At 56.5% G+C, this 21138-nt stretch carries 20 protein-coding genes; 15 read left to right on the top strand and 5 right to left on the bottom strand.

Annotated elements, in window-relative coordinates; all coding sequences use genetic code 11:
• Window positions 1-127: 127 nt before the first annotated feature.
• A complete protein-coding gene (locus JK231_RS05135; protein WP_097117347.1) occupies window positions 128-2023 on the top strand; it encodes a methyl-accepting chemotaxis protein in 1896 nt (631 codons plus the stop codon).
• 398 nt (window positions 2024-2421) lie between these two features.
• Here JK231_RS05135 and JK231_RS05140 read toward each other — a convergent pair whose 3' ends face one another.
• On the bottom strand, window positions 2422-3489 hold the full coding sequence (locus tag JK231_RS05140; protein WP_097117345.1) for a LacI family DNA-binding transcriptional regulator: 1068 nt from the start codon (window positions 3487-3489) through the stop codon (window positions 2422-2424).
• Window positions 3490-3685: 196 nt separating this feature from the next.
• Between JK231_RS05140 and JK231_RS05145 the strand changes: the two genes are divergently transcribed.
• The 4 genes from JK231_RS05145 to idi all read left to right on the top strand — a co-directional run bounded on the left by JK231_RS05145 (window position 3686) and on the right by idi (window position 8475).
• On the top strand, window positions 3686-4855 hold the full coding sequence (locus JK231_RS05145; protein WP_160832559.1) for a Gfo/Idh/MocA family oxidoreductase: 1170 nt from the start codon (window positions 3686-3688) through the stop codon (window positions 4853-4855).
• Window positions 4856-4865: 10 nt separating this feature from the next.
• On the top strand, window positions 4866-5930 hold the full coding sequence (locus JK231_RS05150; RefSeq protein ID WP_211728128.1) for a Gfo/Idh/MocA family oxidoreductase: 1065 nt from the start codon (window positions 4866-4868) through the stop codon (window positions 5928-5930).
• Window positions 5931-6034: 104 nt separating this feature from the next.
• Window positions 6035-7597, top strand: a complete 1563-nt coding sequence (locus JK231_RS05155; protein ID WP_166933113.1) for an MFS transporter — start codon at window positions 6035-6037, stop codon at window positions 7595-7597.
• A gap of 344 nt (window positions 7598-7941) precedes the next feature.
• Window positions 7942-8475, top strand: coding sequence for an isopentenyl-diphosphate Delta-isomerase (idi, locus tag JK231_RS05160; protein WP_097117336.1), 534 nt, complete (start codon window positions 7942-7944; stop codon window positions 8473-8475).
• Between the two features lie 29 nt (window positions 8476-8504).
• Here the strand turns inward: idi and JK231_RS05165 are convergent, their stop codons facing one another.
• Window positions 8505-9971 (bottom strand): MFS transporter, encoded by a 1467-nt coding sequence (locus JK231_RS05165; RefSeq protein ID WP_097117335.1) that lies wholly within the window; start codon window positions 9969-9971, stop codon window positions 8505-8507.
• Between the two features lie 217 nt (window positions 9972-10188).
• On the opposite strand from JK231_RS05165, the gene JK231_RS05170 reads away from it, so the two are divergent.
• The 4 genes from JK231_RS05170 to JK231_RS05185 are packed head-to-tail and all read left to right on the top strand — an operon-like array spanning window position 10189 to window position 13926.
• On the top strand, window positions 10189-11097 hold the full coding sequence (locus JK231_RS05170; RefSeq protein WP_211728129.1) for an ABC transporter substrate-binding protein: 909 nt from the start codon (window positions 10189-10191) through the stop codon (window positions 11095-11097).
• 3 nt (window positions 11098-11100) lie between these two features.
• Window positions 11101-12267, top strand: a complete 1167-nt coding sequence (locus JK231_RS05175; protein WP_211728130.1) for an ABC transporter permease — start codon at window positions 11101-11103, stop codon at window positions 12265-12267.
• The gene (locus JK231_RS05180; protein ID WP_211728131.1) at window positions 12260-13195 is read left to right on the top strand and encodes an ABC transporter ATP-binding protein; all 936 of its coding nucleotides are present in this window, start codon (window positions 12260-12262) and stop codon (window positions 13193-13195) included. Before JK231_RS05175 ends, JK231_RS05180 begins: the two co-directional genes overlap by 8 nt.
• Window positions 13195-13926, top strand: a complete 732-nt coding sequence (locus JK231_RS05185; protein ID WP_160832554.1) for an ABC transporter permease — start codon at window positions 13195-13197, stop codon at window positions 13924-13926. The genes JK231_RS05180 and JK231_RS05185 overlap by 1 nt, the downstream gene beginning before the upstream one ends.
• Here the strand turns inward: JK231_RS05185 and JK231_RS25460 are convergent.
• Both JK231_RS25460 and JK231_RS05190 read right to left on the bottom strand, forming a co-directional pair.
• On the bottom strand, window positions 13907-14014 hold the full coding sequence (locus JK231_RS25460) for a hypothetical protein (RefSeq protein WP_230598998.1): 108 nt from the start codon (window positions 14012-14014) through the stop codon (window positions 13907-13909). The genes JK231_RS05185 and JK231_RS25460 overlap by 20 nt on opposite strands.
• An 82-nt stretch (window positions 14015-14096) precedes the next feature.
• Window positions 14097-14831: a MerR family transcriptional regulator gene (locus tag JK231_RS05190; protein ID WP_058961622.1), complete on the bottom strand. Its 735-nt coding sequence runs from the start codon at window positions 14829-14831 to the stop codon at window positions 14097-14099.
• Between the two features lie 151 nt (window positions 14832-14982).
• Here JK231_RS05190 and JK231_RS05195 point away from each other — a divergent pair, with 151 nt between their 5' ends.
• Together JK231_RS05195 and JK231_RS05200 are read left to right on the top strand one after the other, a co-directional pair.
• Complete coding sequence (locus tag JK231_RS05195) at window positions 14983-15546, top strand: XRE family transcriptional regulator (RefSeq protein WP_058961578.1); 564 nt, start codon at window positions 14983-14985, stop codon at window positions 15544-15546.
• On the top strand, window positions 15543-16061 hold the full coding sequence (locus JK231_RS05200; RefSeq protein WP_211728132.1) for a GNAT family N-acetyltransferase: 519 nt from the start codon (window positions 15543-15545) through the stop codon (window positions 16059-16061). The genes JK231_RS05195 and JK231_RS05200 overlap by 4 nt, the downstream gene beginning before the upstream one ends.
• Window positions 16062-16071: 10 nt before the next feature.
• On the opposite strand, the gene JK231_RS05205 is transcribed toward JK231_RS05200, so the two are convergent.
• The gene (locus tag JK231_RS05205; protein WP_211728133.1) at window positions 16072-17043 is read right to left on the bottom strand and encodes a LysR family transcriptional regulator; all 972 of its coding nucleotides are present in this window, start codon (window positions 17041-17043) and stop codon (window positions 16072-16074) included.
• A 157-nt stretch (window positions 17044-17200) separates the two neighbouring features.
• On the opposite strand from JK231_RS05205, the gene argH reads away from it, so the two are divergent.
• From argH to JK231_RS05225, 4 genes are read left to right on the top strand one after another with little or no spacing between them, the layout of a single operon-like run.
• Window positions 17201-18628 carry an argininosuccinate lyase gene (argH, locus tag JK231_RS05210; protein WP_211728134.1) on the top strand — a complete coding sequence of 476 codons (1428 nt, stop codon included), beginning with the start codon at window positions 17201-17203 and terminating at the stop codon, window positions 18626-18628.
• Between the two features lie 10 nt (window positions 18629-18638).
• Window positions 18639-19517 (top strand): amino acid ABC transporter permease, encoded by an 879-nt coding sequence (locus JK231_RS05215; protein ID WP_211728135.1) that lies wholly within the window; start codon window positions 18639-18641, stop codon window positions 19515-19517.
• A gap of 13 nt (window positions 19518-19530) precedes the next feature.
• The gene (locus tag JK231_RS05220; protein ID WP_034820986.1) at window positions 19531-20295 is read left to right on the top strand and encodes an amino acid ABC transporter ATP-binding protein; all 765 of its coding nucleotides are present in this window, start codon (window positions 19531-19533) and stop codon (window positions 20293-20295) included.
• 19 nt (window positions 20296-20314) lie between these two features.
• The gene (locus tag JK231_RS05225; RefSeq protein ID WP_160832549.1) at window positions 20315-21136 is read left to right on the top strand and encodes an ABC transporter substrate-binding protein; all 822 of its coding nucleotides are present in this window, start codon (window positions 20315-20317) and stop codon (window positions 21134-21136) included.
• The last annotated feature ends 2 nt before the right edge of the window (window positions 21137-21138 follow it).

Consider the following 21138-nt stretch of genomic DNA (forward strand, 5'->3'; position numbering starts at 1 on the left):
AGTCACCCTCCTAATGATCACCTAAATCAACTATTTGCATTTTTGTGATCTTGCTCACCTCAAGTTCCTCTGTAACACGCCGTTAACCTCGATCAGGCAACTCGCCAACCAGGGTAAGGGCACACTGATGTTAAAAACTACACAATCTCGTTTTACCGCGACGTTGGTCGCATTTTTCGTGGTACTGATGCTGGTTACCGTGGTGGTGATCAATCAGTTTGTGGCACCGCAGTTGAGTCAAAACGAAAGCCGATTAGTGCGCTATGAGGTGGATGGCCTGGCGGGACGTATTGTCGAACAGATGAACCGCGTGCAGGCGCAGCAACGTGCCATTACCGAAGCCGCAGGCGTGATGGATAGCGCGGCCATCGACAACTTGCTGCCTGCGCTGGTGAACCAGTATCAGGACAGCAACGTATTTGGCGGCGGTATCTGGCCGCTGCCTAATCGCCGCGATCCGGCGAAGGAAAAAGACAGTTCGTTCTTCGCCCGTAACGCCAGCAACCAGTTACAGGTCAACACTTACTGGAACTCCGACGCAGCGGACAAATACTGGGAGCAGCCGTGGTACAAAGACGGTATGGCCGCGGCCAAAGGGCAATGTGCCTGGGCTAAAGCCTATCAGGATGCGGCCAGCCCGCAGCCGCGTACCAACTGTGCGATGGCGATTTATCGTGATGGCACGGTGTGGGGGGTATCAACCATCGACGTAACGCTCGGTTTCTTCAACCAACTGGCGAAACAGATGGGCGACGCCATTCACGGACGTGTATTGATCGTTGAAGCGGATGGCAAAGTGGTGGGCAACGCCGCACTGCTGGAAGGTGCACCGAAGCTGGAAAATCTCGCGGATACGCAGCTGCCGATGGCGGGCGCGCTGAAAGGTCTGCTGAGCCAGGCAGGTCATCAGCCTACGCAAACCACCTTTAAAGGCGAAGATGGCGAGCACACGCTGTTTCTGCAGGCGATCGCCGGTAGCCCGTGGTATCTCGCCAGCGATGTGCCGTCCAGTTTGCTGGATGCGCAAACCCACAGCATGCTGACTCGCCTGGGCCTGGTGCAGATCCCGCTGGCGGTGATCCTGCTGCTGGTGCTGCTCGGCTTCGTGCGCGCCATGATGAAACGTCTTAGCCTGCTGAACCGCAATATCGAAGCGCTGTCGACTGGCGGCGCGGATTTAACTCAGCGTCTGCCTGCCAGCAACAGCCCGGAATTTAACGCGGTGGCGCAAAGTTTTAACCAGTTTATTGAGTATCTGCAGGGGCTGATGCGTCAGGTGGGCGACAGCGCACTGGCGATTACCTCTGCCTCGCGTGAAATTGCCAGCGGCAATGCCGATCTGTCTGCGCGTACTGAATCGCAGGCGAGTTCGATTGTCGAAACCGCCGCGTCAATGGAAGAGCTGACCGGCACGGTACGTCAGAACGCCGACAATGCTACCCACGCCAATCAATTGGCGGACGGTGCCTCGCAGGTGGCGGCGCGCGGAACGGACGTGGTGCGTCAGGTGGTCACCACCATGGGTGCGATTAATCACTCATCCCGTAAAGTGGTGGATATCATCAGCGTGATTGACAGCATCGCCTTCCAGACCAATATCCTCGCACTTAACGCGGCGGTGGAAGCGGCCCGAGCGGGTGAGCAGGGGCGTGGATTTGCTGTGGTGGCGTCAGAAGTGCGTAATCTGGCGCAGCGCTCCGCTAACTCGGCGCGTGAGATCAAGAAGCTGATTGAGGAGTCGGTGGCCAATATCGATACCGGCAGCCAGCTGGTGGAACAAGCCGGTCAAACCATGGATGAGCTGATGCAGGGCGTGAGCAGCGTGACCACCCTGATGAGTGAAATCATGTCTGCCAGTCGCGAGCAAAGCATGGGCATCGAGCAGGTTAATCTGGCAATCACGCAGCTGGATGGCAGCACCCAGCAGAATGCCGCGCTGGTCGAGCAGGTGTCGGCTGCCGCACGCGCCATGGAAGAGCAGAGCGTGCAGCTGGAGCTGGTGGTGCAGAGCTTTAAGTTGTAAGGCTGGTTCAGGGCAGGCCGCTGAACGACAGGTGATAACGCAATCTGGTGCCGCTCAGGGGCCGGCGGTCTTCGCGCCGCTGACGCGGTACCCTCACGTCATTCGTCCGCCTTACGGACCGGCTGGGATGGAACATCCCTGTTCCAGCCCAGCCTTTCGGCCGCATCCATGCGGTCTCTCCTGGCAGACTCACTCTGTTCGGCGCTGCGGATTGCCTGCCCCTGAGCGGCACCAGCCTGCTTCTGAGCTTAGGTGTGGTTTGTTAGAAAAGGCTCCGTGCTTCAGGCTTGAACGGATTGGTAATTCAAAAGGTTTAGCATCAGCGCAGAGGTTTTGATGTTGGGCTTGGGTGCACAGGCACGATGCGCTGATGACGTGCGTTTCTGCTTTAGGGCATCTCACGGAAACGCGTTGCGGATCTCTTCTCGTGCCGCATGGCGGGTGGCATTCGCCACCGTGCCGCGATCCACCAGTTTCCCCTGCAACAACAGATTGTAAATCGACGACTGCGGACGATTGAGGCGGTTCTGGATCAGTTGGATCGCTTCATAACCCAGCTCGCGACAGGGCACCGCAAAGCCGGTGATGGGCATCTCCGGCGATCCTTCCAGCCGGCTGGCTAAATCTGTCGTCATCAGCGAAATATCTTCGGGAATGCGCAAGCCGCGTGACAGCAGTGCATTCTGCACGCCGGTAATAATGCCTTTGCCGCCGGGCAGAATCACATCTGGCCACTGATCGCGTGGGTGCGTATCCAGCCAGTGATTCAGTGCGATCTCGGTGTCCTGCGAGGAGTAGGCTTCGATGACGATCAAATCCTGCTGGGCATTAAACGGCATATGAAAATGGCGGTAGGCGTCTTTGATCCCTTCCAGACGCAAAAACAGCGTCTCACGTCGCAGGCAGGTCACGGTCAACACCCGGCGGTGCCCTTGCTCAAACAGATGCTGCATAGCGCTGAAACCAATCGCCCGATGATCGGGTGACACCGCATCCAGCCGCATATCTTTATCACGAGAGTTAATCAGCACACAGGGTTTACCGAGTGACGCCGCCAGACTGAAGATCGCTTGATCGTCGGTGCCGATAATGATGATGGCGCTGATGTTTTTTGCTGCGGCTTTTTCCAGAAACAGCTTCACATCGGCGCGCTGTTCCTCCAGTGGGCAATAGCTGATATGCACATCATGCGACGCGCAGGCCTCAGCAATCCCGCGTGTCACTTCATGGTAAAAGTGATCGCCGCGTGGGGTGAAAGTGCGCCCTGGGGCAAACACCACAATGTCATTGATCAGCAGGCGACCACTCACCATTTCCTGCAATACACCTAGCCTGCGCGCGCAGTCGACAATCGCCTCACGCGCTTTTTCGCTGGTGTAGGATTTCCCGCTCAACACGCGTGAAACCGTACTCACTGAGTAGCCGGTGATTGCTGAAATTTCGTCCATTCTGAGCTTGCCAGCCATAGTGTGATCCCCATCCCAATCAATTTTTGCAAATTTTTGCAGACGCAGTGGACTGATATTAAGACGGTTTTACATTTGGTTCACAAACTCCTGTATCGCTCTGCGAGAATTCTCACAAAAACAGATTGTCCGACCCGCAGCGCTTTTTTATGTTCCTCGCAGACACCTCAACAGCGGTTATCGGCGGAGAATCTCCATGTTAAAAATTGCGATAGTGGGCATGGGCAATATTGCCAATTCACATATCCAGGCGTTTCTGCAGTTTCCTGAGCGCGGCAGAATTGTCGCGGTAGCGGACGTGTATCCCGAAAAAGCGCGGGAGAAATTGCAGCGCTACGGCCTGCACGATGTGCGGGTTTACCAGGATCACCGCGAGATGCTGGCCGAGGGCGCAGATATCGACGTGGTCGACGTCTGTACGCCGCCTTATGTGCATGCGGAAAACACCATTGCGGCCCTGCAGGCGGGCAAGCATGTGCTGTGCGAAAAGCCTATGGCGGCCTCGCTGGAAGAGTGCGATGCGATGATTGCTGCGCAAAAAGCCAGTGGCAAAATTTTGTCAGTGGTGGCGCAGAACCGCTTCACCGACGCGTTCTGGCAGTTGAAAGCGGCAGTGGATTCGGGCCTGGCGGGCAAAATTTGCCACGCGCAAATCGATTCATTCTGGTGGCGTGGCCATTCGTACTACGACCTGTGGTGGCGCGGCACCTGGGAAAAAGAGGGCGGCGGCTGCACGCTTAACCATGCGGTCCACCACATCGATGCCATGCAATGGATGCTCGGTGCGCCCAGTGAAGTGGTGGCGATGATCGGCAACGTGGCGCACGACAATGCCGAAGTGGAAGATCTCAGCGCCGCGATTTTCCGCTATCCCAACGGCACGCTGGCGCAGTTGACCGCTTCTGTGGTGCATCACGGTGAAGATCAGAAAATCGTGCTGCAGGGTGAGAAAGCACGTCTCTCAGCGCCGTGGAAAGCGGTCGCCATGCAGGCGGCAGAGAATGGCTTCCCGGAAAAAGAGAACAATCTGGCGCTGGAGCAGGAGCTGGATCGCCTGCATGCCAGCACCGCACCGCTCACCTGGACACTGCACGCCGGACAGGTCGATGACTTCTTCTCAGCGATCGAACAGCAGCGTGCACCGCTGATTGATGGTGAGCAGGGCAAACGCTCGCTGGAACTGATTACCGCCATCTACAAGTCGGCCATCACCAAAAGCACCGTCTCGTTACCGATCCCCAAAGAGGATGCTTTTTATCGCACTGGCGGGCTGATCGCTTATGCGCCGCACTTCTATGAAAAACAGGCTTCGGTAGACAACTTCGCCGATGTTGATGACATCCCATTGGGTAAAAACTTTGCGTGAGGAAACAACCATGAACAAACAGGATGGCATGAACTACGCGCCGAAAGGCAAACCACAACCGGTGGTGCAGCCGGGGGAATTTATCATTGCGGCGGCAGGACTGGATCACGGCCACATTTACGGCATGTGCAATGGCCTGACCGAGGCCGGAGCCACGCTGAAGTGGGTATACGATCCCGATGCCGCCAAAGTCGATAAGTTTGTGCAGCAGTTCCCGCAGGTGCAGATCGCCGATTCGCTGGAGACCATTCTGGCCGATACGCAGGTACAACTGGTGGCAGGTGCGGCGATTCCCTCGGAACGCTGTGCGCTGGGGCTGAAAGTGATGGCGGCGGGCAAGGATTACTTCACGGATAAAGCCCCGCTTACCAGCCTCGAACAGCTGGAAGATGCCAAAGCAATGTGCGCCAAAACCGGGCGCAAATATGCGGTGTATTACAGCGAACGTCTGCATGTAGAGAGCGCGGTGTTTGCCGGACAGCTGGTAGAGAAAGGGGCTATCGGCCAGGTGGTGCAAACTTTGGGTACCGGCCCACATCGTGAAGGCACCGGACGGCCCGACTGGTTCTATCAGCGTCGCTATTTCGGCGGCATTTTGTGTGACATCGGGAGCCATCAAATTGAGCAATTCCTCTACTACACCGGCAACAGCGAAGCCACGGTGGTGGCAAGCCAGGTGCGGAATTTCCGCCATCCTCAACATCCGCAATTTGAAGACTTTGGCGATGCGATGCTGGCGGGTGAGAACGGCGCCACCGGCTACTTCCGCTGCGACTGGTTTACGCCGGATGGCTTATCCACCTGGGGTGATGGGCGCATGACGTTGCTCGGCACGGACGGTTATATCGAGATCCGCAAATACACCGATCTCACACGCGGTGAGCAGGACGTGGTGTATCTGGTGAACAAAGAAGGAGAGTTCCGCTATGCCGTTTCCGGTGAAGTGGGCTTCCCGTTCTTTGGACAGCTGATTAACGACTGCCTCCATCGTTCAGAGCACGCCATGACGCAAGCCCATGCCTTTAAGGCGGCGGAACTCTGTGTCAAAGCGCAGATGCTAGCCAATGCGGGATAGCATCCCGGCCCTATAAGTTGATTTCCAATTCTGTTGATAACAACGGCGGCAGGGCATAGCACCTTGCCGCTATTACATACCCTACCAGAACAGGAATCGGATCGATGGTTAAACCTACAGAACGTCGCGTCGGTTATGGCGTCGCGATCGGCTACGGCCTGACGGATCTCTTTGGCGGCGGTGCCTTTGCGGTGATTGGCACCTGGTTGCTGTTTTTCTATACCACCTACTGCGGATTATCGGTGTTTGAAGCGGGCTCGATATTTGCCATCGCCCGCGTCATCGATGCGATATTAAGTCCGATCATGGGCTACATTACTGACAACTTCGGCAATACCTGGCTGGGGCGAAAATTTGGCCGCCGCCGTTTCTTCCTGCTGATCTCCTCTCCCTTAATGCTGCTGTATGGCGCGCTGTGGGTGACGGATATGGGCTACTGGTACTATCTCGGCACTTATCTCACCATCGAACTGCTGTCGGCAATGGTGCTGGTGCCGTGGGAAACCTTGTCCTCGGAGATGACCAATCGCTTTAGCGAGCGCACGCGTCTTTCGGGCGTGCGCCTGATGTTCTCAGCGCTTGGCAGTTTCCTTGCCGTCTCAGTGCCGGGCATCATCATGACCTATACCGGCAAAGACAACGCCATTACCTATACGCTGACCGGCGTCATCTTCTCGGTGATTTACTGCGTGGCGGTGTTTATTACCTGGTTGACCACCTGGGAGGCCAAAGATATTCAGCCGGAAGAGGATGTGGCGCAACATTCGGCGCGCCAGGGGAGCCTGAAGGCCCACCTAAAGTATCTGTTTGTCGATTTGGCATCGTCATTCAAAATCAAAGCCTTTCGTCAGCATCTGCTGATTTATATCTGCTCCTTCACCGCGATGGATGCCTTTCTGGCGGTGTTCACCTATTTCGTGATCTACGGCCTGAAGCAGGATGCCTCACTGGCTTCACTGCTGCTAAGTAACATGATGTTTATGTCGATTCCCGGCACTTTCATTTTCATGATGCTGCTTGGCCGCTTTAATATGACGCCCTCCAACGCGCTGCGTATGTCCTACCTGAGTATCGTCGCTATCTTCCTGTTCCTGTTTGCGGTTTATCTGTGGCAATGGCAGGTGCCCACGCTGCTGTTCAGCGCAGTCTTTCTGTTTTTGGGCATCGTGCGCGCCGGGCTGTTTTACATTCCGTGGAACATCTACAGCTTTATTCCCGATATTGATGAGATGGTGACCTGTAAGCGGCGTGAAGGGATATTTGCTGGTGTCATGGTGTTGACGCGTAAAAGTTCGGTGGCCATCGCCATTTTCATGATTGGCATCGTGCTGCAGGAGAGTGGTTTTGTGAAAGGCAACGGTGCGCAACCGGAGAGCGCCATCCATGCGATTGTCGGGTTGATGGTGTTTGTCACCACGGCACTGCTGGCGGCGAGCTTCTGGCTGACCTTTAAATTCAAACTGACGCAGCGTAGCCATAAGTTGCTAATCAAAGAGGTGGCGCGCCGCAAACTGGGTGGCACGGCAAGAGGTTGCGATGCTGAAACGCGTGTGGTGATTAAAGATCTCACTGGCTATGAATATGATGAAGTGTGGGGCGCAAGCCGGCATACAACTGCCCGAGATACGACAATCGAATCCGAGCTAAAACTGAAGGGGCGGCTTTAAGCGCGAATGCCTGTCAGGTAATCACTCAGTCAAATCAGGCTGCCCTTTAAGAGGGGGCCGCCTTATCTGTGCGCATAGGCGGAATTGAGCGGTCAGAGCGTGGCGACGACAGACTCAAGGCGGCCCGGGACTGTGCACGCCTCCGCATCCTGGCTGATAACGATGACGACTTTATAGCGCCCATGGTTGGCCGATTTGAATTCTACATCCTGAGTCGTTACCGCTTTGTCTGATGACTGCTAAGCTTAAATTTCTCTACTTAAGCGCACGGAATGTGCGCGATTTCCTCAGTTTCAGTCTTTGAGGTTGTGTACAATAGCTGAGAATTATCTGAAGGAGTTGTCATGCCCGCCATTGAAGTTATTCTCGTCGACCACCTCGATCGTCCCACCGGCAAGATGGAAAAGCTGGAAGTACATGAGAAAGGATTGCTGCATCGTGCGGTGACGGTCTACGTGTTCAATTCGCGCCATGAACTGCTGCTGCAACGTCGTGCAAACGGTAAATATCATTGTGGCGGCTTGTGGAGCAACACCTGCTGCGGCCACCCTTATCCGCAGGAATCGACCCGGGATGCCGCTGAACGTCGCTTGCGTGAAGAGATGGGGATGCAAGTAGCGCTGACGCCAGTGTTCGAACTGAGCTACAACCTGCCATTAAGCAACGGTCTGACCGAGCACGAGTATGGTCATGTATTCTTCGCCACCAGTGATATTGAACCCAACCTGAATCCGGAAGAAGCGGATGCCTGGTGTTATCGCTCGATTGAGCAGATTCAGCAGGAGATGCTGGATCAACCCGAACAATTTACGCCCTGGTTCCTGCACACCTTCCCGCGCATTCCCCATACGTTTGGCGATTTCCGCCTGACCGCATAAAAAACGCCCCTTAACGGGGCGTTATTGTCTCAAGTGAAGTCTTCCGCATCCACATCGTAGCCTGAGGGCTCCCAGCGGATCGCCAGCAGCGCCAGCAAGCCAATCAGCGGGGCGAGGAAAATCACCCAGAACACGCCGGTGCCGAATGCCGCCACCAGTAGTGGGAACAGGAACAGCGACACGGTTGAACTGCCGCGCATCAGCGTCTGGTTAAAACCAACCCCCACGCCGCGCAGTGAAGCAGGGTAGCTCAGCGAGGCAAAGGTCATGGTGTGTGAGCCCGGACCGAACCCCTGACCAAACAGGAACAGCGCCAGCATCGCAATCGCCAGTGCCGCTTGTTCACCGCCTTCCGGGCGACCAATCAGCGCTAACCCCAGAAGGGCAATGCACTGACAGCTGTAACCCGCCACCGACATCTTCCACGCGCCGAGACGCGGCACCAGACGCACGGCCAGCAAGCCACCCACGAAAGCGAACAGCAGATTCAACGCCAGCGACACCAAAATAGTGGTCAGCATCGATTGCGCAAAGAAGCTGGAGATGATCACCGGCAGGCCAAAGGCCACCGCGTTGTAGGCGAACGAAGAGGCGATGGAGGTGACGGTCGCCAGAATAGTACGACGACGATAAACCCCCTGTAGCAGCGCGCCATAGTTACGCCAGCTGGCTTTGCGCACCGGCTTGGCCTGCGTCAGTTCGGCATCTTCCGCGACATGGGCATTGATGTTGTAGGAGCGCTGCAGGATCTGCGCGGCGCCGTGCAGGTTGCCCTGATTGGCCGCCCACACTGGAGACTCACTCATATAACGGCTGCGAATGGCAATAATCAGCAGCGCAGGTACCGCGCCGAAGCCGAGGATCAGTCGCCACAACCAGTCGGTGTGACTTTCCGGCAGCACCGCATACAGCAGCAGCACCAGCAGATAGGAAATACTGATTGCCGCATACCAGGTGGGACACCACATTGCCACGCTGGCGGCCTTATTCCCTTGCCCGCGCAGTTTAGAAAACTCGGCAAGAAACGCCATGGCGACAGGAAGATCGATGCCCACGCCCAATCCCATCACAAAGCGTGCACCGCCCAACACGTATTCGTTCGGGGCAAAGGCGCAGGCCAGCGCTGCAACCACAAAGAAGAACATATCCGCCATAAACACGCGGTAGCGGCCAATTTTATCGGTGAGATAACCGCCAATCAGCGCACCCACAATCGCGCCGAAGGTAATCGCGGAGGCCACCATCCCGGTGCCGGTCGGCGTCAGGTTAAATTCGCGCGTGACATCTTTGATACCAAAGGCCAGTGCGCCAAGGTCGTAGGCATCGAGGAACACACCGCCGAGGGCGATGGCCACCACGATGCGCGCATTGCTGCGAGACTCGTTGCTGTTGTTCACGAGATTCGATACGTCAGCCGCGCTGCGAATCCATTTGGTTTCGCCAGTCGGCGTATTCCCTGCCAGCGCCACGTGCGCCGGAGAAGCTAAGTCGGACATGATGTTATGTATTTTATTGTAAAGAGTGGGACTATGAGAATAAGCCTGTACCTACGCATTAAAAATTCCATTTGGTTATATGTCCTGCGAATGGGTTATAAGCAATGTGCGTTAAATAGCAGAAAAAGCTCGAACTGGGGCGCTTGACCGCCCCCATCCTGTTTCGCCAGGCTACGCTTGATAGTCACAGACTGAAATATAAGCAGAGGACAGCGGCATGATTAAGCAGGGTTTATTGGGGATGATCGCATTAGCGATGAGTGTGGGCGCTGCAAATGCGGCCGATCCGGTTAAGGTCGGTTCAAAGATTGATACCGAAGGTTCGCTGCTGGGGAATATCATCCTGCAGGTGCTGGATAAACATGGGGTGAAAACCGTTAACAAGATCCAGCTCGGCACCACGCAGGTCGTGCGCGGAGCCATCACCGCAGGTGAACTGGATATCTACCCGGAATACACCGGCAACGGCGCCTTCTTCTTCAGTGATGAGAAAGATGCTGCCTGGAAAAATGCGCAGCAGGGCTATGAGAAGGTGAAAAAGCTCGATGCGGATAAAAATCATCTGGTGTGGTTAACCCCTGCGCCCGCCAACAATACCTGGACCATCGCGGTGCGCGGCGATGTGGCACAGAAAAATAGTCTCAACTCCCTCGACGATCTCAGCGCCTACCTGAAAAAAGGCGGCACCTTTAAACTGGCGGCGTCGGCGGAATTTATCGAACGCAGTGATGCGCTACCCGCTTTTGAAAAAGCCTACAACTTCAAGCTGGAACAGTCTCAGCTGCTGTCGCTGGCGGGCGGTGATACGGCGGTAACCATCAAAGCGGCGGCACAGCAAACCTCTGGCGTCAACGCAGCCATGGCCTATGGCACCGATGGCCCGGTGGCGGCGCTCGGTTTGCAAACGCTGACCGATCCCAAAGGCGTGCAGCCAATTTATGCCCCTGCGCCAGTGATTCGGGAAAGCGTGCTGAAACAGTATCCGGAGATCGGTAACTGGTTGCAGCCGGTGTTCAGTAAGCTGGATGAGAAAACCCTGCAACAACTCAATGCACAGATTGCGGTTGATGGTCAGGATGCCAGCCAGGTGGCGAAACAGTGGCTACAGCAGAATAAGTTGCTGTAAGCGGTGCTGTTACTGTTATCAAGACCGCGCCAGCAGCCGGTGCTGCTGGTGTTAACGCTGCTGATCACGCTGGCTCTGGCTACCTTGCCGTTACTCAGTTTCGCCGCCAACCGCCTGGTGTCAGGCCAGCCGCTAATGCTGTGGCAGGTCACGCAATCCTGGCTGTTGCTGCTGCCGTTACTCTGGCTATGGCAAGGGTTGTGGTGGAAGCCACGGCGTCGCAATCTGGTGATGGCATTGCTGGACGCTGAGATTCTGTTTGCGCTGCTGATCTTTATTGGCGGGCAGACGGCAGCGCAGCTGGCTAACAGCGGCAGCCCGCTGGCACGCACGGCCTTTGGCAGCGGTTTATGGTGTGCGGCGGCGCTGGCTTTATTGCTGGCCGCTGAGGCTATCCGCCAGCTCACGGCCAGCACGCCGTGGCGAATTCTGCTGAATCTGCAAATCTGGATTGTTCCACTGATATTGCTGCTTAGCGGTCACCTCGACCACCTCTCCCTGATGAAAGAGTATGCCAACCGTACGGCGGTGTTTGATGCGGCCTTCAGCCAGCATCTGCTGTTGCTGGGCGGCACATTACTCCCCACGTTGTTGATAGGTTTACCGCTGGGATTAGCGATTGCCCGACGACCGCGCTGGCAAAATGCCGCTTTCAGCGTACTCAACCTGATCCAGACTGTGCCTTCCGTGGCGCTGTTTGGCCTGCTGATTGCGCCGCTGGCGGGGCTGGTGGCTCACTTCCCGGTGCTGGCGAGTTGGGGCATCAGCGGCATTGGTCTGGCGCCCGCGCTAATCGCACTGGTGTTGTATGCGCTGCTGCCGCTGGTGCGCAGCGTGGTGGCCGGATTGCAGCAGGTGCCGCAGGAGGTGCGCGAAACCGCACGCGGTATGGGCATGAGTGCACTGCAACAGTTCTGGCACGCCGAACTCCCGCTGGCGCTGCCGGTGTGGCTTTCGGGCTTGCGTGTGGTGGTGGTGCAAACCATTGGACTGGCGGTGGTCGCGGCGCTGATTGGTGCCGGTGGCTTTGGCGCCATTGTATTTCAGGGATTACTCAGCAGCGCACTGGATTTGGTGTTGCTGGGCGTGATTCCGGTGGTGGCGCTGGCGGTGGTGTTTGATGCCGCATTGCGTTTACTGTCGGCACTGCTGGAGAGAACCGATGATTGAGTTTCACCAGGTAAGCAAAATGTTTGCGGGCAAAGCAGCGGTGCGCGATCTCACTTTGCATATTGAGAAGGGCAGTTTCACCGTGCTGATCGGCACCTCCGGCTCGGGCAAATCCACCACGCTGAAAATGATCAACCGGCTGGTTGAGCATGACAGCGGCGAAATCCGCTTTGCCGGTGAACCGATTGAACGCATGGATGCACGTGCGCTGCGGCGGCGTATTGGCTATGCCATCCAGTCGATTGGCCTGTTCCCGCACTGGAACGTGGCAAAGAATATCGCTACCGTGCCGTCACTGCTCGGCTGGCCGCAGGCAAAAATTCAACAGCGCGTAGAGGAGCTGCTGACGCTGCTCAATCTGGATACGCATCTGGCGACGCGTTTTCCCCATCAACTTTCCGGCGGTCAGCAGCAGCGGGTTGGCGTGGCGCGCGCGCTGGCCGCCGATCCCGAATTGTTGCTGATGGATGAGCCCTTTGGCGCGCTCGATCCGGTGAACCGCCAGGCACTGCAACAGGAGATGCTGCGTATTCAGAAGCTGTCAGGACGCACGGTGGTGCTGGTGACGCACGACATCGACGAAGCGCTGACGCTGGCGGATCAACTGGTGTTGATGGACGGCGGTGAAATCGTGCAGCAAGGCAAGCCGATTGAGTTGCTGACGCAGCCTGCCACGGATTTCGCCCGCGAATTCTTTGGCCGCAGCGAGCTTGGCGTGCGACTGCTGGCATTGGGACGTGCTGGCAGCGCCGCGCGGCGCGGCGAGTGGCTGGACGGTGAGCCAATAGCCGCGCACCTGACGCTGCGCGAGGCGCTGTCACAGTTTATCGCTCGGCGCACCGACAAACTGCCGGTGATCGATCAACATCAACAGCCGTTGGGTGTCCTGCACTTCAGCGATCTGCTGCGCCAGCGGGAGGGGATCTGATGCGTGTCTGGCGCGATCCACTGTACTGGCTGCTGGCGGTGTTTCTGCTGCTGCTGTGGGGGTTGCCGCATAGTGCACCGCTGTTTGCCCACTGGTTCCCGCAGCTGGAACGTCCGTTGTATCAGCAAGAGAGCTTCTGGCGGCTGGCCCTCGCACATCTGTCATTGGTGATCAGCGGCAGCGCACTGGCGATTTTTTTTGGCGTAGGCAGTGGTGTTTTTGCGACGCGACGCGCCGGGCGGGCGTTCAGGCCGTTACTGGAGACGCTGGCGGCAGCGGGGCAGACCTTTCCGCCGGTAGCGGTGCTGGCGATAGCCGTGCCGGTGATGGGCTTTGGCGCGACACCGGCCATCATGGCGCTGTTTCTTTACGGGTTGTTGCCTATTTTGCAGGGAACGCTGGCAGGTTTAGACAGCGTGCCGGACAGCAACCGGGAAATTGCCGTGGGGCTGGGCATGGGGCCATGGCGGCGCTTATGGCAGATTGAGCTGGCGCTAGCCGCACCGGTGATCATGGCAGGCGTGCGTACCTCGGTGATGATCAGCATCGGCACCGCGACCATCGCGTCGACAGTGGGCGCAGAAAGCCTGGGCTCGCCGGTGATTATCGGACTGAGCGGCTTTAACACCGCTTATGTGATTCAGGGGGCGCTGCTGGTCGCGCTGCTGGCACTGATTTGCGACCGCGTGTTAGAACGCGTGCAACGTCAACTCAGTGGCTGGGAAGGATAAGGCTGTAGCCCACCAGCATCATGCCACCCATGCCACCAATGGCCATCACGGCAAACAGGGAGCCAATGAGAATTTTATTCCAGTTCATAAGAGAAACCTGAGAAGAGTCATGGAGTGCGGCATGATAACGCGCACACCCGGCGAGGCAAAGGCCGTGTGTGCGATTTTTGTCAGGCGGGATCGTGAATATGAGTGGCAAACCCTTGTGCCTGCCAGTGTTCAAACTGCTCCAGTTGCCGACGCGTCGGTTTCTTACCGGTCCAGATAAACAGATTCTGACCAGGGAACAGCTCAGGACGCGGCATATCCAGCGGCTCGGCTAAGACATCCATGCGCCAGCCCTGCTGCGACAAGCGCCAGGCTTCCAGCCACAGGCGAGTGCGATCTTCCACGCCCCAGCCAATCATCAATGCATCTTTGCCGGCTTTTTTACGGCCGCCCGCCAGACAAAACGCCACGTAATCTATTAGCGCGCCATCCAGCAGGCTGCACATGGTACGGGCGGTGTGTTGATCCAGTCCCAGGCGCTGACGCACGGGCACAAACACGTGATCGATTAACGCATCTACCGGATGTTCGCGGCCTATGGTGGCAATTTTGGTGCGCAATTTAGCCGGACGAACGTGACGCAGCACGCTCATCAGCTCTTCCTGCAGCGCGGTCCAGCCATCGTGCACATTAACGGTTTGGCCTTCCAGCAAGGCTTTCACCTTGCCAACAGGCACACCGCTTTCTATCCAGCGCTTGATCTCCTCAATGCGCTGAACATCTTCATCATCAAACTGGCGATGACCGCCTTCTGTACGCTGGGGTTTTAGTAAACCGTAACGGCGCTGCCAGGCGCGTAGCGTTACCGGGTTGATTCCACAGCGTTCGGCAACATCGCCGATACTGTATAAGGCCATGGCGTCCTCGAAAATTCTGACCTGCATTACAACACCTTAACCGCCTCGTTTGGGTTGTACAACTCTTTTATATTTGTACAACTTGACGTTTTAAGCAAATTAAGGCTTTATTTCATATGTGAGAATTATTTCCCAAATATGAGAGGTGGACATGTCTGTACCGGATACCGAAGATCGACTGGCCGCACGATTAGCCGAATTGCGTGTGCAACGTGGCTGGTCACTGGACGAACTGGCGATGGCTACCGGCATCAGCCGGGCTTCATTGTCGCGCATTGAACGGGCGGAGACCAGCCCCACAGCCGCTTTGCTTAACCGACTATGTGTCGCCTACGGCTTGACCATGTCGCGCCTGTTGAGTGAAGTGGAAGAGGAGGCCGCGCTGCTGCTGAAAGCGAGCGATCAGAGCGTTTGGCGCGACGATGCCAGCGGTTATCTGCGTCGCAGTGTCTCGCCGCCCGCCAGCCATTTCAAGGCCGAACTGGTTGAGAGCGTGTTGCAACCCGGTGCGCGTATCGATTATGACGCACCGCCGGTACAGGGGCTGGAGCAGCATATCTGGCTGCAATCTGGCGAGCTGACGTTCACCATGGACGATCAACGCTGGACATTGCAGGCGGGGGATTGCCTGCGTTTTCATCTCACCGGCAAATCATCATTCCAGGCGCATCCTGAAGGCGGCGCGCGTTACATTCTGGTGGTGTGCAAACCATGATTGAAATTGAACAGTTAAGTGCCACTCAGGCACAGCCCCTGCTAGCCGCGTTGACCGAGGTGCTGCAGGGGTGCGTGGCTGACGGGGCCAGCGTCGGTTTTATTGATGCCGACGATCGCGCAGCGATGGAACGCTTCTGGCAGGATAAAATCTACAGCCTGGCAAGCGGCGATAATCAGCTGCTGGTGGCGCGGCAGCAGGGTGTGATTGTTGCGACGGTAATGGTCGGGTTTAGCGCCATGCCGAATGGGCGTCATCGCGCGGAGATCAGTAAATTGCTGGTACATCCCGCTGCTCGTCGCCAGGGAATTGCAACTCGTCTGATGCAGCAGGCTGAGCAATTAGCGGTTGAGCAGGGCAAAACGCTGCTGGTGTTGGATACGCGCAGCGGCGATGTGGCTACGCAGCTTTACTTATCGATGGACTGGCAAATTGCGGGTTCCATTCCGTTGTACGCCGAATCGACGGAAGGGGCGTTAGATGCCACCACGGTGATGTATAAAGTGGTGGGGTGATCGCACCAACTTAGTGCGCCTCTTCGGCCTCGGCCAGGCCCAGTGATTGCATGAACAGCCGGATAATCGGATTAATTTTCCGGCCTTTTTTCATCATCAGGCAGAACGGATTTTCCCGACGTACCGATTCATCACCCAATTCACACAGCTGCCCCCGCGCAATAAAGGGCGCGGCATAGTGCTCGGGTAAATAACCAATAAAGTGCCCGGTTAAAATCAGCATGGCGACGGATTCCACTTGCACCGCCTGCGCACCGCTGTCCTGTAATGGAATGAGGCGGCGGTCATCGCGCGGCGTCACATATAAATGATTAATGATTTTCTGCTCACGTAATATTTCCAACGATATATTCTTATCACAAGATCCAGAATATAAAGGATGTGACATTGAGCAATATAATTTCGAATATTCTTTATAAAGCGGGAAGTAATCAAAATCACTTTTCATTTCATAAACCGGCGCAATACCACAATGAAAACGGCCTTCACTCATCCCGCGTTCAATATCATCTAATTGCGCAGTCTGTAAGCGAATCTGCACCTTTGGTGCTTTCTGGTGCAACTGTTGCACCGCCGCGGTGACCGGGGAGTGCGGATCAGAAATGGTGTTATCTACCACGCAAATCGCGATGTCGCCCAGCAGTTCATTACGGCTGTTGTGCAGACGTTCGCGGAACAGATTCAGGGAGACGAACAGCTCCAGTGTGGCCTGATAGACATTAATGCCGTACTGCGTCAGTTCAAAGCCTTCGCGCCCCCGGCTGCATAACGTCATGCCGAGACGAATCTCCAGATCGGAAACCTGCTTACTGATGGCGGCTAAACCAATATTCAGTTCGTTGCTGGCAGCGGTTAATCCCCCGGCTTCCACCACGCATTTAAATACGCGAAGCAATTTTAAATCGATATTACTCAGTGCCAGAACCGCATTATCGCCGCGATTATTTGCATTGTTTCCAGACTGGGAAACTTTACTTTCCATCTTTGCTATTCAACTCCGGAATAATTGCGGTGAAAGTACAGTGAACCTGAAATATGACGTATTTACCAGTGTGAGTGTGAAATAAGTTTTTATTATCACCTCTGGTTCATTCATATCTTTTTCATATCGCTGACGAGTATCTGCAAGGGGAAATAGCATGTCTGATAATGCCGAACTGTTATGGGGTGCGCGCTTTAAAGCGGCACCGGCGGCCAGTTTAACCGCGCTGTCGCGCAGCCCGGATTATTACTTTGCCCTGGCACCTTACGATTTAGCAGGCTGCCGGGCACATGCCCGTGAGCTGGCTCGCGGCGATCTGCTGAGCAGCGAAGAACTCCATACCATGCTGGCGGCCATTGATGCGCTGGATGCCGATTATCGTGCGGGTAATCTGCATCCGATTGCGGCTGACGAAGATGTTCATACCTTTATTGAACGCGCACTGACCGAGCGCTTAGGACCATTGGGCGGCAAACTGCGCGCCGGCCGTTCGCGTAACGATCAGACCGTCAACGATTTGCGCCTCTACTTGCGTGACAACGGCCGCAAAGTCGTGAGTGCTTTACTGGCTCTGCAGCAATCTCTGGTCGAGCAAGCCGCACAGCACACCGAAAGCGTGGCGCCAGGCTTTACCCATTTACAGCAGGCACAGCCGATTGTGTTCGGTCATCAACTGCTGGCTCATGCGCAATCTTTTGCCCGCGACATTGAGCGCATGCAGGACTGGGATCGCCGCAGCGCGCGCTGCCCACTCGGTGCCGCAGCGATGGCCGGATCGGCGATTGCGCGCCAGCCGGAAAAAGCCGCTGAAGACCTGGCTTACCTCGCACCGTGCGAAAACTCGATTGATGCGGTGGCCAGCCGCGATTACGCCGCTGAATTCCTGTTCGTCACCAGCATGATCGGTATCAACCTTTCGCGCCTGTGCGAGGAGGTGTGCATGTGGGCTTCGCGCCAGTTCCGTTGGGTGGAGCTGCATGACAGCTATGCCACCGGCAGCTCAATCATGCCGCAGAAGAAAAACCCGGACATTGCCGAACTGACACGTGGTCGTTCTGGTCGTCTGGTCGGCAACCTGATGGCACTGCTCACCACCATGAAAGCCATGCCGCTCTCCTACAACCGCGACCTGAGCGATGACAAACGCAACGTGATTGATGCCGTGGACACGCTGCTGCTGGTGCTGCCTGCCATGGCCGGCATGATGTCGACGCTGAAATTCAACACCGACGTCATGCGCGAACAGGCACCGGACGGTTTCACTCTGGCCACCGAAGTGGCCGACTGGCTGGCGATGCGCGGCGTGCCGTTCCGTGAAGCCCATGAAATCACCGGCCAACTGGTGCAACTGTGTGAACGCGAAGATTGCGGCCTGTCCGACCTGAGCGATGCGCAGTTGCAAGCTGTCGATGCACGCTTAACGCCAGAAGTGCGCAGTGCCCTGACGCTGGAAGCGGCACTGGCGGCACGTAGCGGCTATGGCGGCACCGCACCGGCCCGCGTGCGCGAACAGCTCGCGCGTTTGCAAATCCTGATGCAGGACCAGCAGCGCTGGACTGAAGATTACGCTGGCCCGCGCGCCTGAGGAGACGTCTATGTCCCAATCCACCCCGGTTGAACCCGGCTTGAAAAATAGCCGCGAGCAGATGCATTACGATCTGGATCGCTATCAGGTGGTGCCACGTCGCTATTACGGCCGCATCACGGCTTCAGCGGTGATCCTGGTGCTGCTGGCGTTGCTGGTGAATGCCTTCGCCCACGGCAACATTGAATGGTCGTTTGTCGGCCAGTTCTTTACTGCTCAGGCGATCCTCAACGGCGTGGTGAACACGCTGATTATGTCGGTGCTGGCAATGGGACTCGGCATCCTGTTCGGCGTGATCACCGCGATTATGTATATGTCGCCCAATCCGGTGCTGCACTACATCGCCGTGGGTTACGCCTGGATCTTCCGTGGCACGCCGTTGATTCTGCAACTGCTGCTGTGGTTCAACCTCGCGCTGGTGTTTCCCACCATCAGTATTCCGGGCGTGTTCAGCGTGCAAACCGTCACCATCATGACGCCGTTCCTCGCGGCACTGCTGGGTCTGAGCATCAACCAGGGGGCTTATACCTCCGAAGTGGTGCGCGCCGGTTTGCTGTCCGTGGATACCGGACAGTACGAAGCGGCGAAGGCGATTGGCATGCCGCGTCTGCAAGCGCTGCAGCGCATCATTTTGCCGCAGGCGATGCGCGTGATTTTGCCGCCGGTGGGTAACGAATTCATCAGCATGATCAAAACCACCAGTCTGGCCAGCATGATTCAGTACTCCGAACTGCTCTACAACACGCAAACCATCTACTTCGCCAATGCGCGCGTGATGGAACTGCTGTTCGTGGCGGGCATCTGGTACCTGATCATCGTCACCGTGCTGTCGTTTGGTCAGAGTCGCCTTGAGCGCTTCTTCTCACGCGGCCACCGCCAGCGTCAGTAATTGGGAGAGAGAGATGAGAAACATCGTGCGCGCCGTCAAGGTGAACAAATATTTCGACCAGTTCCATGCGCTGAAGGATGTCAGCCTCGAAGTGAATTACGGCGAGGTGATGTGCATTCTCGGGCCATCCGGCTCCGGTAAAAGTACCTTCCTGCGCTGCATTAATCAGCTGGAGAAGGTCGATCAGGGTGGCATTTGGGTCGACAACGAATTAGCGGGCTATCGCATTGCGGGCAACAAACTGCATGCGCTGAGCGATAAGCAGATTGCTCGCCAGCGTCTGCAAACTGGCATGGTTTTCCAGCGCTTTAACTTGTTCCCGCACAAAACCGCGCTGGAGAACATTATCGAAGGGCCGTGCCGCGTCCTGCTGCGTCCAAAACGCGAAGCCAGTGAAGAGGCGATGGCGCTGCTGGATCGCGTCGGTCTGGCGCACAAAGCGCACGACTATCCGCAGTCACTGTCTGGCGGGCAGCAGCAGCGTGTGGCGATTGCCCGTGCGCTGGCGATGAAACCGAAACTGATGCTGTTTGACGAACCCACTTCGGCGCTGGATCCGGAGATGGTTGGCGAAGTGCTGGCGGTGATGCGCCAGTTAGCAAAAGAGGGCACCACCATGCTGGTGGTCACTCACGAGATGGGCTTTGCCCGTGAAGTGGCGAACCAGGTGGTCTTTATGGACGAGGGACGCATCATCGAGCAGGGCGCACCAGAAGACATTCTGTTGAACCCGCAAAACCCACGGATGAAAAACTTTATTAACGCGATTCTTCTTTAACGTGACCGGGGTGAAAAACATGAAAAAACTGTTATTGAGTGCCATCAGTGCCGCGCTGTTACTGCAATCTTCTGCCTGGGCGGATATCGCCGTGCCAGCCGCCATCAAAGAGAAAGGCCTGACTGTGGCAATCATGCCGAACTATCCGCCAATGGATTTTAAAGATCCGGCCACCAACCAACTCACCGGCGTGGATTACGATCTCGGTCAGGCGATCGGTGAGAAACTGGGCGTGAAGATCAACTGGCAGGAGATCGCCTTTGAGCAGATGGTGAACGCGGTGGTGACCAAGCGTGTTGATTTGGTGATGTCCGGCATGACCGACACCAAAGAGCGCCAGAAGGTGGTTAACTTTATCGATTACTTTAAAACCGGTCCGCAGTTCTACACTCAGGCAGCGCGCAGCGACATCAATAGCGCCATGGATCTGTGTGGTAAGAAGGTTGGCACCAGCCGTCGTACCACTTTCCCGGTAGAGATTGCCAACTGGTCTAAAGCGCACTGCGAAGCCGCCGGTAAGCCAGCCATCATCGTCGTCGGCGCCGAAGGTACGGCGGATGCACGCACCCAGCTGCGTCAGAACCGTCTGGATGGTGTGGTGCAGGGGAGTGAAACGCTGCCGTACATCATGGATCTTGAAAAAGGTAAATATAAGCCGCTCGATAAAGCCTTCTCCTTCCAGTACACCGGCATGGCGATTGGTAAAGATGCCAGCGAGCTGACCACTGCGGTACAAGCGGCGATTGACGCGATGATTGCTGATGGCAGCTACCAGAAGATCCTCGCGAAATGGGGTCTGGCTGACAATGGCGTGACTCAGGCGACCGTGAACCAGGGCTAAAG

The sequence above is a fragment of the Pantoea sp. JGM49 genome (assembly GCF_018257655.1).
Taxonomy (GTDB): Bacteria; Pseudomonadota; Gammaproteobacteria; order Enterobacterales; family Enterobacteriaceae; genus Pantoea; species Pantoea communis.